General features: G+C 73.3%; 13 protein-coding genes and 1 pseudogene. 9 read left to right on the top strand and 5 right to left on the bottom strand.

Annotated elements, in window-relative coordinates:
• Positions 1–104: 104 nt before the first annotated feature.
• Both galK and galT read right to left on the bottom strand, forming a co-directional pair.
• Positions 105–1,262, bottom strand: a complete 1,158-nt coding sequence (gene galK, locus ABTY04_RS12685) for a galactokinase (RefSeq protein ID WP_352213356.1) — start codon at positions 1,260–1,262, stop codon at positions 105–107.
• Positions 1,259–2,317 (bottom strand): galactose-1-phosphate uridylyltransferase, encoded by a 1,059-nt coding sequence (galT, locus tag ABTY04_RS12680; RefSeq protein WP_352213355.1) that lies wholly within the window; start codon positions 2,315–2,317, stop codon positions 1,259–1,261. Before galT ends, galK begins: the two co-directional genes overlap by 4 nt.
• Positions 2,318–2,408: 91 nt before the next feature.
• On the opposite strand from galT, the pseudogene ABTY04_RS12675 reads away from it, so the two are divergent.
• Both ABTY04_RS12675 and ABTY04_RS12670 read left to right on the top strand, forming a co-directional pair.
• A pseudogene (locus ABTY04_RS12675) lies at positions 2,409–2,732 on the top strand (ABC transporter permease family protein); the annotation flags it as partial.
• Positions 2,733–2,779: 47 nt separating this feature from the next.
• Positions 2,780–3,766, top strand: coding sequence for a hydroxyacid dehydrogenase (locus ABTY04_RS12670; protein ID WP_352213425.1), 987 nt, complete (start codon positions 2,780–2,782; stop codon positions 3,764–3,766).
• Between the two features lie 38 nt (positions 3,767–3,804).
• Here ABTY04_RS12670 and ABTY04_RS12665 read toward each other — a convergent pair whose 3' ends face one another.
• Positions 3,805–4,584 carry a sugar phosphate isomerase/epimerase family protein gene (locus ABTY04_RS12665; protein WP_352213354.1) on the bottom strand — a complete coding sequence of 260 codons (780 nt, stop codon included), beginning with the start codon at positions 4,582–4,584 and terminating at the stop codon, positions 3,805–3,807.
• Positions 4,581–5,657, bottom strand: a complete 1,077-nt coding sequence (locus tag ABTY04_RS12660) for a LacI family DNA-binding transcriptional regulator (RefSeq protein WP_352213353.1) — start codon at positions 5,655–5,657, stop codon at positions 4,581–4,583. Before ABTY04_RS12660 ends, ABTY04_RS12665 begins: the two co-directional genes overlap by 4 nt.
• Before the next feature lie 242 nt (positions 5,658–5,899).
• On the opposite strand from ABTY04_RS12660, the gene ABTY04_RS12655 reads away from it, so the two are divergent.
• The 7 genes from ABTY04_RS12655 to ABTY04_RS12625 all read left to right on the top strand — a co-directional run bounded on the left by ABTY04_RS12655 (position 5,900) and on the right by ABTY04_RS12625 (position 14,267).
• Positions 5,900–7,024 (top strand): Gfo/Idh/MocA family protein, encoded by a 1,125-nt coding sequence (locus tag ABTY04_RS12655; RefSeq protein ID WP_502996624.1) that lies wholly within the window; start codon positions 5,900–5,902, stop codon positions 7,022–7,024.
• The gene (locus ABTY04_RS12650) at positions 7,021–8,178 is read left to right on the top strand and encodes a dihydrodipicolinate synthase family protein (RefSeq protein WP_352213351.1); all 1,158 of its coding nucleotides are present in this window, start codon (positions 7,021–7,023) and stop codon (positions 8,176–8,178) included. Before ABTY04_RS12655 ends, ABTY04_RS12650 begins: the two co-directional genes overlap by 4 nt.
• The gene (locus ABTY04_RS12645) at positions 8,175–9,014 is read left to right on the top strand and encodes a sugar phosphate isomerase/epimerase family protein (protein WP_352213350.1); all 840 of its coding nucleotides are present in this window, start codon (positions 8,175–8,177) and stop codon (positions 9,012–9,014) included. Before ABTY04_RS12650 ends, ABTY04_RS12645 begins: the two co-directional genes overlap by 4 nt.
• Positions 9,015–9,080: 66 nt before the next feature.
• Positions 9,081–11,471 (top strand): polysaccharide lyase 8 family protein, encoded by a 2,391-nt coding sequence (locus tag ABTY04_RS12640; RefSeq protein ID WP_352213349.1) that lies wholly within the window; start codon positions 9,081–9,083, stop codon positions 11,469–11,471.
• A 59-nt stretch (positions 11,472–11,530) separates the two neighbouring features.
• Positions 11,531–13,153 (top strand): N,N-dimethylformamidase beta subunit family domain-containing protein, encoded by a 1,623-nt coding sequence (locus tag ABTY04_RS12635; RefSeq protein ID WP_352213348.1) that lies wholly within the window; start codon positions 11,531–11,533, stop codon positions 13,151–13,153.
• Positions 13,154–13,282: 129 nt separating this feature from the next.
• Entirely contained in the window at positions 13,283–13,681 is a 399-nt protein-coding gene (locus tag ABTY04_RS12630) for a VOC family protein (protein ID WP_352213347.1), read from the top strand.
• Between the two features lie 70 nt (positions 13,682–13,751).
• Positions 13,752–14,267 carry a DUF2625 family protein gene (locus ABTY04_RS12625; RefSeq protein WP_352213424.1) on the top strand — a complete coding sequence of 172 codons (516 nt, stop codon included), beginning with the start codon at positions 13,752–13,754 and terminating at the stop codon, positions 14,265–14,267.
• A gap of 193 nt (positions 14,268–14,460) precedes the next feature.
• On the opposite strand, the gene ABTY04_RS12620 is transcribed toward ABTY04_RS12625, so the two are convergent.
• Positions 14,461–15,021 carry a TetR/AcrR family transcriptional regulator gene (locus tag ABTY04_RS12620; RefSeq protein WP_352213346.1) on the bottom strand — a complete coding sequence of 187 codons (561 nt, stop codon included), beginning with the start codon at positions 15,019–15,021 and terminating at the stop codon, positions 14,461–14,463.
• Positions 15,022–15,085 lie beyond the last annotated feature (64 nt).

Raw genomic sequence — 15,085 nt, 5'->3', positions numbered from 1 at the left:
ACTCGTCCGGGGCCCGGCGTCCGGCTGCTGATCGGCGAAGTGGCCAGTCTAGGCAGCCCGGTCCGGCCTTGCCGGCCGCCCCGGACCTCCCGTCCCGCCGTCCGTCACACCCTGCGGCCCGCGCCGGCGGAGGGCTCCGCCGCCGTGATGCGCGGCGGCTTGTGGCCCGCCCGTACGAAGGCCTCGGTCACGGCCTCGGCCACCAGCGGTTCGGCAGCCGCGTCGATCAGGGCCAGGGCCGAGCCGCCGAAACCGCCGCCGGTCATCCGGGCCCCGTACGCGCCCGCCGCGTTGGCGGTGGCGACCGCCAGGTCGAGCTCCGGGCAGGACACCTCGTAGTCGTCGCGCAGCGAGGCATGGCCCTCGGTCAGCAGCGGACCCGCCTCGCGCAGCCGTCCGGCGCGCAGCAGCTCCTCCACCCGTACGACCCGTTCGTTCTCGGTGACCACGTGCCGGACCCGTTTGCGCCGGAGCGGGTCGTCGAGGCGGGACAGGGCCTGCTCCAGCTCCTCGTACGGCAGGTCGCGCAGGGCCGGCAGGCCGAGTGCGGCGGCCGCGCCGTGGCAGGTGGCGCGGCGCTCGGCGTAGGCCCCGTCGGCGAGGTCGTGCTTGACGCGGGTGTCGATGACCACGAGGCGCAGTCCGGCCGCCGCGCAGTCGAAGGGGATGTGTCGTCGTGCGAGGGTGCGGGTGTCGAGGTGGAGGGCGTGGCCCTCGGTGGCGCAGGCCGAGGCCGCCTGGTCCATCACCCCGCACGGCACGCCGACGTAGGCGTTCTCGGCGCGGCGGGCGAGCGCGGCCAGTTCGGGCCGGGTGAGCGGGATGCCGTACAGGTCGGTGAGTGCCAGTGCGGTGGCCACCTCCAGGGCGGCGGAGGAGGACAGGCCTGCCCCGGCCGGCACGTCGGACCGTACGTGCAGATCGGCGCCCCCGACGGGAAGGCCGGCGTCCAGGAGGGCCCAGAGCACCCCGGCCGGGTACGCGGCCCAGCCCTCGGGGCCGGTGGGCGGACGGGCCGGGTCGAGGTCGGCGGGGCGGAGGGTGACCACGCCGGAGGGAACGTCGGCGGAGTGGAGCCGGACGGTCCCGTCGGCGCGCCGGGCGGCGGCCACCTCCGTGCGCTGCGGCAGCGCGAAGGGCAGCGCGAAGCCGTCGTTGTAGTCGGTGTGTTCGCCGATCAGGTTGACCCGTCCGGGAGCCGCCCAGACTCCCTCGGGCGCCGACCCGTACAACCGGCGGAATCCGTCCGCGGTGTGGTTCATCGGCTCGCCACCTCCCGCAGCCGCACGGCCGCGTCCTCGGGCCGGACATCGTTCATGTAAGCCTCCATTCCGGATTCCGTTCCCGCCAGGTACTTGAGCTTGTCAGCGGTGCGGCGGACCGTGAAGAGTTCGAGGTGGAGCGCGAAGTCGGCCCGGCCCTCGCCGGAGGCCGGTGCCTGGTGCCAGGCGGAGATGTAGGGGGTGGGTGCGGGCGCATCGAACAGCCGGTCGAAGCGGCGCAGGAGCTCCAGGTAGAGGCGCGGGAACTCGGCGCGGGCCGCGTCGTCCAGGGTGGTCAGGTCGGCGGTACGGCGGTGCGGGTAGAGGTGGACCTCGTAAGGCCAGCGTGCGGCGTAGGGCACGAAGGCGGTCCAGTGCTCCCCTTCGAGGACGACCCGGGTGCCCTCGGCGCGTTCGGCGGCGAGCACCTCCTCGAAGAGGTTGCCGCCGGTGCGGGCGCGGTGGGCGGCGACAGTGGCGAGCATGCGGGTGGTGCGCGGGGTGATGAAGGGGAAGGCGTAGACCTGCCCGTGCGGGTGGGCGAGGGTCACGCCGATCTCGGTGCCCCGGTTCTCGAAGCAGTAGACCTGCCGGACCCCTTCGCGGGCGGAGAGTTCGGCGGTGCGGTCGGTCCACGCGGCCAGGACGAGTGCGGCCCGTTCCTCGTCGAGCTGGGCGAAGGATGTCCGGTGGTCGGAGGTGAAGCAGATGACCTCGCAGCGGCCGGTGTCGCCGGCGAGGGAGGGGAAGCGGTTCTCGAAGACGACCACGTCGTAGTCGGGGGCCGGGATCTCGCTCGCGTGCCCTTCGGTGGAGGGGCACAGCGGGCAGGCGTCGGCGGGGGGCAGGTAGGTGCGCGCCTGGCGGTGGGAGGCGATGACGACGGCGTCGCCGAGCAGCGGGTCGCGGCGTACCTCGCAGGGGGTGGCGGACGCGTCGAGGGGCCGGGTGTCGGGGACGGCGCGGGCCGCGCCGCCGTCTGCGCCGTCGTCTGCGTCTGCGTCGTAGTAGAGGATCTCGCGGCCGTCGGCCAGGCGGGTGCTGGTTCGCTTCACGGGAAGAGCATCTCTCGGGGAAGGCCGGCGGGGTTCACCGGAGGGTGACGACGGTGGTGCGGCCGAGTCCGGTGCCCCAGCCGGACACGTCGCCCGCGTCGACGGTGCGGGTGAACCGGGGCTCTTCGCACACGTGTCGTTCCCGATGCTGCGGCCGGGGTTTGTGACCATCTTCCTGTTCACCTTCACGGCCATCTTGAACGACTTCCACGGCGCGCTGACCATGCTGAACGACGAACGGCTCTACCCCGTCGGCCTGGGCCTGTACATGTGGAACCGCAGCGTCTGCCGGCAGCGCGAGCTCTGTCCCCTGGTGATCACCGGATCACTCGTCGCCGTCGTCCTTCTCGCGCCGGCATTCCTCGGCCTGCAGCGGTTCCGGCGCTCGGGTCTCACCGCAGGAGCCATCAAGTGACCCACCATTCCCTCCCGCACCGGCGCCGCCCCGCCACGGTGCTCGCCATGAGCCCCGGAACCAGGGCCGCCGTCCTCAGCGGCCGGATGCTGCCCGAGCTCGTCCGGGTCGCCGATGTGGACACCGACCTGCTGCTGACCGGCTTCGAGCACGACGTGCCCGAGCTCCGCCGCCGTCTCGCGGAGGCCGAGGTGCTGTTCACCGGCTGGGGCTGCCCGCCGCTCGACGCCGGGGCGCTGGAGCTGATGCCGCGGCTGCGTGCCGTGGTGCATGCCGCCGGCAGTGTCAAACACCATGTCACGGAGGCCTGCTGGGAACGGGGGCTGCTGGTCTCCAGCGCCGCTGCCGCCAATGCCGTGCCGGTCGCCGAGTACACGCTCGCCGCGATCCTGTTCGCCAACAAGCGGGTCCTGGAATCCGCCCAGGCCTACCGTGCGGCGCGCCGCCCGATCGATCTGCTGCGCCGCTACCCGGCCGTCGGCAACTACCGGCGCACCGTCGGCATCGTCGGTGCCTCCCTCATCGGCCGGCGCGTCATGGAACTGCTGCGCCCCTTCGATCTGCGGGTGCTCGTCCACGATCCGTATGCCGACACGGCCGGGCTCGCCGCGCTGGGCGCCGAGTCCTGCGCGCTGGACGAACTGCTGCGCCGCAGCGACGTGGTGAGCCTGCACGCCCCCGAGCTGCCCGGGACCCGTCATCTGCTGGACGCGTCCCGGCTGGCGCTCATGCCGGACGGCGCCACGCTCGTCAACACCGCGCGGGGCTCGCTCGTCGACACCGCGGCCCTGACCGGGGAGCTGGTCGCGGGGCGGCTGCACGCCGTACTCGACCACACCGAGCCCGAGGTGCTGCCCGCCGGATCCCCGCTGTACGACCTCCCGAACGTGCTGCTCACCCCGCATGTGGCGGGTTCGCTGGGCGGGGAGCTGGACCGGCTGGCGGCGACGGCGGTCGAGGAGCTGGAACGGTACGCCCTGGGTCTGGAATTCCGCTACGCCGTCGACCGCGGGCGGCTCGCCTACTCGGCCTGAGGGGCCGCCTCCACTGCCACTGCCGCTGCCGCCGTCGCCTAGGCCGCCAGATGCTCCAGGTACTCCCGGCCCCGCGCAAGCTGCCCCGGCAGCTGGGCGGCGCCGGGATACCAGCGTTTCTCGTACTCCCAGCACAGCCAGCCGTCCGGCGGTACGGCGGCCACCGCCTCGGCGAGCGGCAGCACTCCGGTGCCGAGCCCGAGGGGGGTGAGCTCGTGCGCCGACGCCACGTCCTTCACCTGTACGTACCCCAGATGCCGGTCCAGCGCCTGCCGCGACTCGGCCGGCTGCTCGCCCCCGAGCCAGGTGTGCAGTACGTCCCACAGCGCGCCCGCGCCGGGATGCGCGACCCGGTCCAGCACCCGAGCGACGGCGGCCCCGGTCCGGTGCGAGTCGTGCGTCTCAAGAAGGATCCGCACACCGTGCCGCTCGGCGAACGGCGCGGCGGCGGCCAGCCGGCGGACGGCGTGGGCATCGGCGACTGCCTCGGGCCGGCCGCCTCCGCCGGGAAACACCCGGAGGTAGGGGGCTTCGAGGTCGGCGGCGAGCCGGACAAGGGCGTGCAGCTCGGCGAGGACCGGCTCGTCCGCGCCGGAGGCGGCCACCCGGGCGTACCCCGCCACCCCGAGGGCGCGGACGCCGACGGCGGCGAGGGTGCGCCGGGCCGCCGTGCGGTCGGCCGGCGGGCTGTCGGCGTGGAGGGGCTCCTCGGCGTGGGCGCGCAGTTCGAGGCCCTGGTAGCCGTGGGCGGCGGCGAGGGCGGCGCTCCGGTCGAGCGGTGTGCCGGGCAGGCCGAGCGTGGAGAAGGCGTATCTCACGGGCGGCTCCCGTCGGCCGGGGGCGGCCCGGTGGAGCCGCGCACCATGAGTTCGGTGGGCAGGGTGGTGATGCCGCCCGGGGGCAGCGGCTTGCGGCCGGTGACCAGGCGGGCGGCGAGTATGCCCGCCTCGCGCAGCGGCACGCGGACGGTGGTCAGCGCGGGGGCGGTGTCCGCGCAGAAGGGGAGGTCGTCGAAGCCGGCGACGGAGACGTCCTCGGGGATGCGCAGGCCGGCCTCGCGCAGAGCCGCGGCAACTCCGGTGGCGACGGTGTCGTTGGCCGCGGCGACGGCGGTGAAAGATGCCCCGCGGCGCAGCAGTTCACGGGTGGCGTCGTAGCCGGCGGAGCGCTCGAAGCCGGCGTGCACGGTGAGCGGGTCGCAGGCTTCGGGCAGGGCGGGATCGTGCCGCCTCAGGGCCTCGCGGTGTCCTCCGAGCCGCTCCCGGGTGGTGCTCAGTCCCGGGGGTCCGGCGATGTACGCGATGCGCCGGTGGCCGAGCGTCAGCAGGTGCTCGGCGAGCCGGAAGGCCCCTCCGCGGTCGTCGAACATGACGGTGGCGACGGGCAGGGCGGCCGGTACCGGCAGCGGGGGCCGCCCGCACAGGACGACGGGGGCGCCGGTGCCCGCCAGCCGGGTGATGCGGGTGGTGAGCGCGGCGGTGTGCCCGGGCTCCTCGACGGCGCCCCCGGTCAGGACCACCCCGCCGGCGCGCTGGCCCTCCAGCAGGGTGAGATAGGCGAGTTCGGCTGCGGGGGCGCCCTCGGTGTTGCAGACGACGGCGAGCCGGCGGGGGTCGCCCTGGCCGGCCGGGGCGAGGGCGCTCTGCAAGGATCCGGCGAGGATGCCGAAGAAGCTGTCCGAGACGTCGTGGACGAGGACGCCGACCAGGTCGGAGCTGGCGGCCGCGAGGGCGCGGGCGGGGCCGTTGGCCACATAGCCGAGCTCTTCGACGGCCTGTTCCACCCGCGTCCGGGTGCCGCCGGCCACCGGGTATCCGCCGTTGAGCACCCGCGAGACCGTCGCGGGCGACACGCCCGCGTGCGCCGCGACCTCGGCGAGAGTCACCGCCATCCTGCACCCTCCTGCTCGTCCCGGGTCATCGTCTCATCCGGTGTGTGGATCTCCATACTCTCTCATTCAGAAAGCGCTTTCTATCACTCGAACGAGTGTTGCGCGGCAGAGATTCCCGGGCCTAGCCTGATGAGAGTGAAAGCGCTTTCTATCGAGTTCTCTGCACCACCACGAGAGCGCGGCGGAGAGTACGGCGAGCACGAAGGAGGGGCACCGTGGAGCGCAGGACGATCAAGATCGCCATGAACGGCGTGACGGGGCGGATGGGGTACCGCCAGCATCTGGTCCGCTCACTGCTCGCCCTGCGCGAACAGGGCGGGCTGGACCTGGGCGACGGCAGGGTGCTGTGGCCCGAGCCGGTGCTGGTCGGGCGCCGGGAGGCGGCGCTGCGGGCCATCGCCGAAGAGCACGGGCTGGAGCACGTGAGCACGGACCTGGCGGCCGTGCTGGCCGACCCCGAGGTCGAGATCTACTTCGACGCGCAGGTCACCGGCGCCCGCGAGGCCGCGGTCCGGCAGGCCGTGGCGGCCGGCAAGCACGTGTACTGCGAGAAGCCGACGGCCCTGACATTTGCCTCCTCGCTGGAGCTGGCCCGCCTGGCCGCGGCGGCCGGGGTCAAGCACGGTGTGGTCCAGGACAAGCTGTTCCTGCCGGGCCTGCTGAAACTGAAGCGGCTGGTCGAGGGCGGCTTCTTCGGTGAGGTCCTGTCCGTGCGCGGGGAGTTCGGCTACTGGGTGTTCGAAGGCGACTGGCAGCCGGCCCAGCGGCCGTCCTGGAACTACCGGGCGCAGGACGGCGGGGGCATCGTCGCCGACATGTTCCCCCATTGGGAGTACCTGCTGCACGAGCTGTTCGGCCGGGTCCGCAGCGTGCAGGCCCTGGCCCGCACCCACATCGGCCGCCGCTGGGACGAGGAGGGAAAACCGTACGAGGCAACGGCGGACGACGCCGCCTACGGAGTCTTCGAGCTGGACGGCGGAACCGTCGCACAGATCAACTCCTCGTGGGCGGTGCGGGTCCACCGTGACGAGCTGGTGGAGTTCCAGGTGGACGGGACGCTCGGGTCGGCGGTCGCCGGGCTGCGCGGCTGCCGCATCCAGCACCGCGGGGCGACGCCCAAGCCGGTGTGGAACCCCGATCTGCCCCAGACGGAGGCCTTCCGCGCCCAGTGGCAGGAGGTCCCGGACAACGGCCCGGTCGGCAACGGCTTCAAGTCCCAGTGGGAGCTGTTCCTGCGCCATGTCGTACTCGACGAGCCCTGGCAGTGGGGCCTGCTCGCCGGCGCGCGCGGGGTGCAGCTCGCCGAGCTGGGGCTGCGGTCCTCTGCGGAGGGCCGGCGGCTGCCGGTGCCGGAGGTGGTCCTGTGAGCATCCGGCTCCCTGCGGCGGATGGCGGATACCGCCTGCACCGGCCCTGTGCCGACCCGCTCGCGCCGCTGGTCTGCGGTCCGGCGCGCAGCCGCAGGTTCTACGCGGCGGCGCATGTGGTCGCCGATCCGCTCGCTGCCTCGATGCAGGCCCGTCCGGTGGTGGACTGGGAGGCGACGCTGGCGTTCCGGCACCGGCTGTGGGCGCAGGGCCTCGGAGTGGCGGAGGCCATGGACACGGCGCAGCGCGGGATGGGTCTGGACTGGCCGACGGCCGCGGAGCTGATCCGCCGGTCGGCCGCCGAGGCCCGGGCGGTGGGCGGCCGGATCCTGTGCGGCGCGGGCACCGACCAGCTCGACCCGGCCGGTGGGCATGCGCTGAGCGAGATCGCCGCCGCCTACGAGGAGCAGCTCGCGCACGCCGAGGCGTGCGGGGCGGGGGCCGTGCTGATGGCCTCCCGCGCCCTGGCGGCCGCGGCGCGCGGCCCGGAGGACTACCTGGAGGTGTACGGGGGCCTGCTGCGGCAGAGTGCCCGGCCGGTCGTACTGCACTGGCTGGGCCCGGTGTTCGACCCGGAGCTGGCCGGGTACTGGGGCCACCGCGACCTCGAAGCGGCGACCGGGGTCTTCCTGAAGGTCGTCGCCGACTGCCCGGAGAAGGTGGACGGGGTCAAGATCTCGCTGCTGGACGCGGAGCGGGAGAGGGACATCCGGCGCAGACTCCCGCCGGGCGTGCGCTGCTACACGGGCGACGACCACCACTATCCGGAACTGATCGCCGGCGACGGGGAGTTCACCGGCGATGCGCTGCTGGGCATCTTCGGCCCGATCGCCCCGCTGGCCGCCCGGGCCGCGCTCGCCCTCGACCGGGACGACCCCGCCGGTTTCCGGGAGCTGCTGGATCCGACGGTGGCGCTGTCCCGGCACCTGTTCGCCCCGCCGACCCGCTACTACAAGACGGGCGTGGTGCTGCTGGCCTGGCTGGCGGGTTACCAGGAGCACTTCACGATGGTGGGCGGGTTCCAGTCGGCCCGGCCGCTCCCCCATCTGGCCACCGCGTACGAACAGGCAGACCTGCTGGGCCTGTTCCCCGATCCCGAGCTCGCCGAGGCGCGGATGAGACGACTCCTCGCGATGTACGGGGTGGCCTCGTGAGCGGGGGGCCGGCCCCTGCCCGGTTCAGCCTCAACCAGGAGACGGTCCGGCAGTGGTCGATACCCGAGCTGGTCGCGGGGTGCGCGGCGGCCGGGGTGAGCGCGGTCGGGCTGTGGCGGGATCCGGTCCGGGAGTTCGGGCTGCGCGAGACGGCGAAGCTGATCGCCGGGGCTGGGCTGCGGGTCAGCTCGCTGTGCCGCGGCGGGTTCTTCACCGCCTCCGATCCGGCGGGGCGGGCGGCGGCCCTCGACGACAACCGCCGAGCCGTGGAGGAGGCGGCCGAGCTGGGCGCCGACGCGCTGGTCCTGGTCTCGGGGGGCCTGCCCGTCGGCGACCGGGACCTGGTGGGGGCCAGGCGGCGGATCGTCGACGTCCTGGACGAGCTCGTCCCGTGGGCCGCCGCGCACGAGGTACGGCTGGGGATCGAGCCCCTGCATCCGATGTTCGCCTCGGACCGCTGCGTGGTCTCCACCCTCGGCCAGGCGCTGGACATCGCCGAGCAGTTCCCGGCACGGCAGGTGGGGGTCGTCGCCGACGCGTACCACCTGTGGTGGGACGAGCGGCTGCCGGCCGACCTGCACCGGGCGGGTGCGGGCGGACGGATCGTGTCGGTGCAGGTGGCCGACTGGGTGACCCCGCTCCCCGCGGGGGTGCTGCTGGGCCGGGGGCAGCTCGGCGACGGCTGCATCGATCTGCGGGCCTTCCGGAAGCTGACCGACTCGGCCGGCTACCGGGGCCCGGTGGAGGTGGAGATCTTCCATCCGGGGCTGTGGGAGCGGGACGGCTCCGAGGTGCTGGGGGAGGTGATCGACCGCTACCGGGAGCACGTGGCGTGAGGCACTCCGAGTGGGACGGGCGACGGGCCTGCGGGCCCGGGTACGGGATCGGACAAGGAGCATGCGATGACAGACGTGTGGAGTCGGCGCGCTTTTCTCTCCGCCGCGGGCGGGGGGCTCCTGCTGGGGGCTCCCTCCGCGCGGGCGGGAGCCACGCCGGCGGACGAGGTCCACGACGCCATGCGGGCGGTGTGGCACGGGCTCTTCCTGGGCGGTGACATCATCGCCACGGCCGAGCCGTTCCGTTCGAGGCTCGCCGATCTGGGCGCCCTGGCCGGCGGATGGCGGTCCGCCATGGCCCCGGAGGCCGGCTCGCTCTGGCCCGACCTGGGGTACGGCAGCGACCCCGAGATGATGATGCAGAGCTACCAGCGGCTGCGGACGATGGCAGAGGCCTGGCTCCGGCCCGGGACCGGGCTCACCGGGGACGGCGTTCTGCGCTCGGCCCTGCTGACCGGGCTGGACCATCTGCACACGGACGTCTACCACGCCGGCCGGCTGCGGTACGGCAACTGGTACTGCTGGCAGATCGGTGCCCCGCAGGCCCTGCTGGACCTGTGCGTGCTGCTGTACGAGGAGCTGCCGGCCGCCCGGGTCGCCGAGTACTGCGCGGCCGTCGACCACTTCGTCCCGGACTCGGCCGTCGGCTCGTACACCGGGACGAGTACGGGGGCGAACCGGGTGGACCTGTGCCGGGTGCTGGCCCTGCGCGGGGTGGTCGGCGGGGACTCGGCGAAGACCGCCCTGGCCCGGGACGCGCTCGCGCCGGTGTTCCCGTACGTCACCGCGGGCGACGGGCTCTACCGGGACGGGTCGTTCGTCCAGCACACCTGGGTGCCGTACACCGGGACGTACGGGGCGGTGCTGCTCGGCGGGCTGGGGCTGCTGTTCGCGCTGCTGAAGGGCACGCCGTGGCAGGTCACGGACCCCGGGGCGCAGATCGTCTTCGACGCGGTCGAGCGGGCTTGGGCGCCGTTCCTGTTCAACGGGCTGGTCATGGACGCCGTGTCGGGGCGGGCGGTGAGCCGGGGTCTGATGGTCGCCGACGCGCGGCAGGTCCAGCAGGACGACCATGCCCGGGGGCATGCGGTGCTCGCCGCGATCCTGCTCCTCGCGGAGGGTGCGAGCGTCGCCGAGCGGGCGCGCTGGCGGGGGCTGGTGAAGGGCTGGGCAGCCCGGGACCACTACAGCCGCCCCCTCGCGGACCCGGCGCTCGCCCTGTCCTCGCTCGCCCGGCTGGCGGAGGTCGACTCCGACACGTCGGTCACGCCGCTGCCCGAGCCGGTCGGGCACCGGCTGTTCGCCTCCATGGACCGGGCCACGCACCGGCGGCCCGGCTGGGCGGCGTCGCTGTCCATGGCCTCGAAGCGGATCGCCCACTACGAGACGGGCAACGGGGAGAACCTGCGCGGCTGGCACACCGGGAGCGGGATGCTCTCCTGGTGGGGGGCCGCGTACGGCAACGGCCAGTACTCGGACGCCTTCTGGCCCACGGTGGACCCGTATCGGCTGCCCGGGACCACCGTGTCGCGGAAGGTGCTCGCCGACGGGGCGGGCGGTGACTGGGGGGCGTCCCGGCCCGACACCGCCTGGGTGGGCGGTACGACCGACGGGGAGTACGCCTCGGTGGGCCAGCACCTGCGGGGCCTGGGCAGCACGCTCACGGCCCGCAAGTCCTGGTTCTTCCTCGACGACACGATCGTCTGTCTGGGAGCCGGGATCCGCTGTACGGACGGGGCCGCGGTCGAGTCCGTGGTCGACAACCGCAACCTGGGAGCCGCCGGGACCCATGCGCTGACCGTGAACGGCAGGGGCCAGCCCTCCGCCCTGGGCTGGTCGGCGGCCTTCCCCTCCCCCGGATGGGCGCACCTCGCGGGCTTCGGCGGGTACGTGATGTCGGGCGGCGGGTCGTTCAATGCCTTGCGGGAGGCGCGCACCGGCCGGTGGAGCGATGTCAACCGGGGCGGGTCCGGCACGGCGCTGACCCGGCGCTACCTGACCCTCTGGTACGACCACGGCACGGCCCCGGCCGGCGCCGGATACGTCCACCAGCTGCTGCCGGGGGCGGGGGCGGCGCAGACCGCCGCCCGGGCCGCCTCTCCGGGTTGGCTCTCCGTGCTCGCCAACTCGGATACGGCCCAGGGCGTCTCGGTACCGTCGCTGGGCTTCACCGGGGTCAACTTCTGGCAGGCCGGATCGGCCGGCCCGCTGGAGGCGGGAGGAGCCTGTTCGGTGACGGTCCGGGAGAAACCGGACGGTACGGCCTCGGTCTGCGTCTCGGACCCGGCCCGGGTGCTGACCTCGCTGACCCTGGTGTGGAACCGGCCCGTCGCCGCAGTGCTGTCCCGGCCGCCGAGTGTGGTCTCCGAGGCCGTCGGCGCCCGGTTGCGGCTCGGGTTCGGGGACCTCACCACGGCGGCGGGGGCCGGCCAGCAGGTGGTGGTGCGGCTGGAGTGAGGCGGGACCGCCGGGGCCGGTAGCCAGAGGGGCGTCAAGCGTGACATAACGTGCCCACCATGGATCAGGAGCACATAGCTGGGGACGGCGACGGCGCGGGCAGGCGGCGCTTCCTCGCGCTCGCGACGGGGGCAGCCACCGCCGCCGGACTCGGAGCCGCGGCCGGCTGCGCGAACGGAGCCGCCGAGGGGGCCGACGGCGCGGCAGCGGGCAAGGGGAAGGGCAGGGGGCCGGCGCCCGGCGGGGCTGACAGGAAGGACGGCCCGGCCGGTTTCGACGTCAAGGCGGAGAACGCCAAGCCGGGGCACGGCGACTGGCACGTGACCAAGGCCGGTCCGGCCCGGGCCATCGAGGGCTTCGCCGACAGGGTCAGCGTCCTGCCCGGCGAGTCCTTCGGACTACACGTGTCCACCACCGCGCCCCGTTTCACCGTCTCCGCCTACCGGATGGGCTGGTACGGCGGCGCCCGGGCCCGCCTGGTGTGGAAGTCCGAGGCCCTGCCGGGCGTGCGCCAGCCCGAGCACACGGTCGATTCCGCGACCCGGATGGTCCGCACCCGGTGGCCCCGTACGACCACCGTTGACACCAAGGACTGGCCCGAGGGCTGCTACCTGCTGCGGCTCGACGCACAGGGCGGCGAGGGCCAGCGCTTCGTCCCGGTCACCGTCCGCTCGGCGGCGACCGCCGGCCGTACGGTCGTCGTGAACGCGGTCGCGACCTGGCAGGCGTACAACCGCTGGGGCGGCTACGGCAGCTACGACGGCCCCGGCGGCGGCTACGCCTCGCGCTCCCTCTCCGTCACCTTCGACCGGCCGTACGAGTACGACGACGGCGCGGGCCTGTTCCTGGTGTACGAGGCCCCGCTGCTCGCCCTCGCCGAGCGGCTCGGCATACCCCTGGCCTACACGACGACCAGCGACGTGGCACGGGAGAAGCGGCTGCTCGAAGGGGCCGCGGCGGTCCTCTCGCTCGGCCACGACGAGTACTGGTCACCCGAGCAGCGGGCCCACTTCACCACGGCCCGGGACTCCGGGACCAACCTCGCGTTCCTCGGCGCGAACTGCTGCTTCCGCAGGATCCGACTGGAGCCGTCCGACCTCGGGCCGGACCGTACGGTGGTCTGCTACAAGTCCTCCTACGACCAGGACCCGGGGTTCAAGCGGGGCCACCCGGCCACCGTCGATTTCCGCTCCGCGCCCGGCGCGGACCCGGAGAGCTCCCTGCTCGGCGTGATCTACGACGGCTACCCGGTGGACGCCCCGTACGTGGTGACCAACCCGGGCCACTGGTTGTTCGACGGCACCGGCGTGCGGGCCGGCGACCACTTCGCGCACCTGGTGGGGGTGGAGTACGACAAGGTCAACACCGGTTTCCCGACGCCGCGGCCGATCGAGATCCTGGCGCACTCCCCCGTGGTGTGCGAGGGCCGTCCCAGCCACCAGGACACGGCGTACTACACCGTGCCGAGCGGCGCCGGGGTGTTCGCGACCGGGACCATGCGCTGGGTGGAGGCCCTCGATGCGACGGGCGACGGCCGCAGCGGTGCCAATCACGGCCTCGACGCGAAGGCGGGGGCGCTGACCACCCGGGTCACGGAGAACCTGCTGCGGGCGTTCGCGGCGGGCCCGGCGGGGCGCACGCATCCCGCTCAGGACAATGTCAAGGCGGTGTACGGGGGCTGACCGTGACCGGAATGCGGTGGACTCCGCCCGGAAGCGGCGTTTAGGATCATGATCACGGCATCGCGTGTCGGTCACCGACCGGGTGAGGCATGGAGGTGCCCGTGATGTGCCTTGCGGAGGCATTCACTCATGACAGTGCAGCTGAACCACACGATCATCCACTCCCGGAACAACCGGGAAGCCGCCGAGTTCCTGGCGGACATCCTCGGCCTTGAGGTCGGGGCCGAGTGGGGCCCGTTCGTCCCCGTCGACACCGGTAACGGGGTCACCCTGGACTTCGCGACCGTCCCGGCCGGTTCCATCACCTCCCAGCACTACGCGTTCCTCCTCTCCGAGGAGGAGTTCGACGTGTCGTTCGGGAAGATCCGGGACGGCGGCGTCCCGTATTTCGCCGACCCGTACATGAAGCAGCCGGGCAAGATCAACCACAACGACGGCGGCCGCGGCGTCTACTTCCTGGACCCTTCGGGCCACGGGATGGAGATCATCACCCGCCCGTACGGCTACACGGAGCCCACGGCCGGATAGCCGCCTGCTCAGGCGGTCATGCGCCGCATGACCGCCATCGGCAGCGCCGGATTCCGGGCCGCCGACTCCGCTGTCTGCGCGTCGCCGAGGAGCCCGGCCAGGACGGGCACTGCCCGGCCTGGCCGAGATCAACGCGATGCCCTCGACGTTCGATCCGGCATGGCAGCCTGGTGCAGGTCTCGTGGTTGCGCACGATGTACTGGGCGGGGTCTTCGCCCTCAACGGGAGTAACCCCCGTGAGGCCGGTCGGCCCGGCGAGCCGGGCGAGATCCTCTACTTCGCCCCCGACGCCCTTCGCTGGGAGGCCCTGGGTGCCGGCCACTCGGCATGGCTGTCCTGGACCCTCTCCGGAGGGCTGGAGGAGTTTTACCAGGGCCTGCGATGGGACGGCTGGCGCAGCGAGGTCTCCATGCTGAACGGCCGGCAAGGACTGTCGTTCTTCCCGCCGTCGTGGTCGGCCGAGGCTCGCCGGGATATACCGGCGACCAGCCGTCGTGCCGTCCCCATGGCGGAACTCCTCGACCTGAGCCGCGACTCCGGCCTCCAGTTCGACGGCGCCGACCCGGGGTTCCTCGGAGCTGCATGAACCGGCTCACCCACTCGGACACCGGTGGCGCTGCCTTGCGCTCACAGCGGCGGTGGAGACCGGACTCCGATGCATCGCCCGACCTGTTCCGCTGCTTGTGGAGCTCGCGGTCGAAAGCCGCAGGCCTACCGCCGAGGCTGCCCCTACATCGTCCAACGTGCGGAGTCCTTGCGCGAACTCGTTGACGGCCCGCTCAAGGCCGGAGGAGTTCGCAGAAGCGGTCCAGGGCGCGGTCGGTACGGCGGCGGTCGCCGGTGGTCGTGAGATCGAACAGGAGGCCCCGGATGACGGCCATGACCAGCGTGGGGGTGACGGTGTCGTCAGAGCCGGTGGCGATGTCGCGGAACGTGGCGCTGAGCGTGTTGAACCAGTCCGTGATCGCCTCGGCCCGGTCCGGGTAGTGCTCGGGGTGGGCCAGGCCGTCGGCGTGCACCTCGAAGAACAGCCGGACGAACGCGGCGCGCTCGGGTGCGCTGATCCAGGTCCAGATGCCGCGCAGTCGTTCCTCCGGAGAGGCTGCCTCCGGCGGGAGGTTCTCGGCCAGTCGTGTCGCACCGCGGCGGCGGGCCTCGGCGAGGACCGCAGATACCAACTCCTGCTTGCTGCCGAAGTCGTAGAGCAGCATCCGCGGGCTGGTGTCGAGAGCCGCGGCCAGCGGCCGCAGGCTCAACCCGGCCAGGCCATGGCCCAGTACGTAGTCGGTAGCTCGCGCCAGCGTGCGCTCTCGCCGGGTGGGATCTGAGGGTCGCCCCACGGTGGATCGTCCTCTCCGTACTTCGGATCTGAGCCTGCGTCAATATATGGTACGACTGTTTCAA

It is taken from the genome of Streptomyces sp. NPDC097981 (assembly GCF_040302565.1).
GTDB lineage: Bacteria > Actinomycetota > Actinomycetes > Streptomycetales > Streptomycetaceae > Streptomyces.
This window is presented reverse-complemented; position numbering and strand designations above follow the sequence as displayed.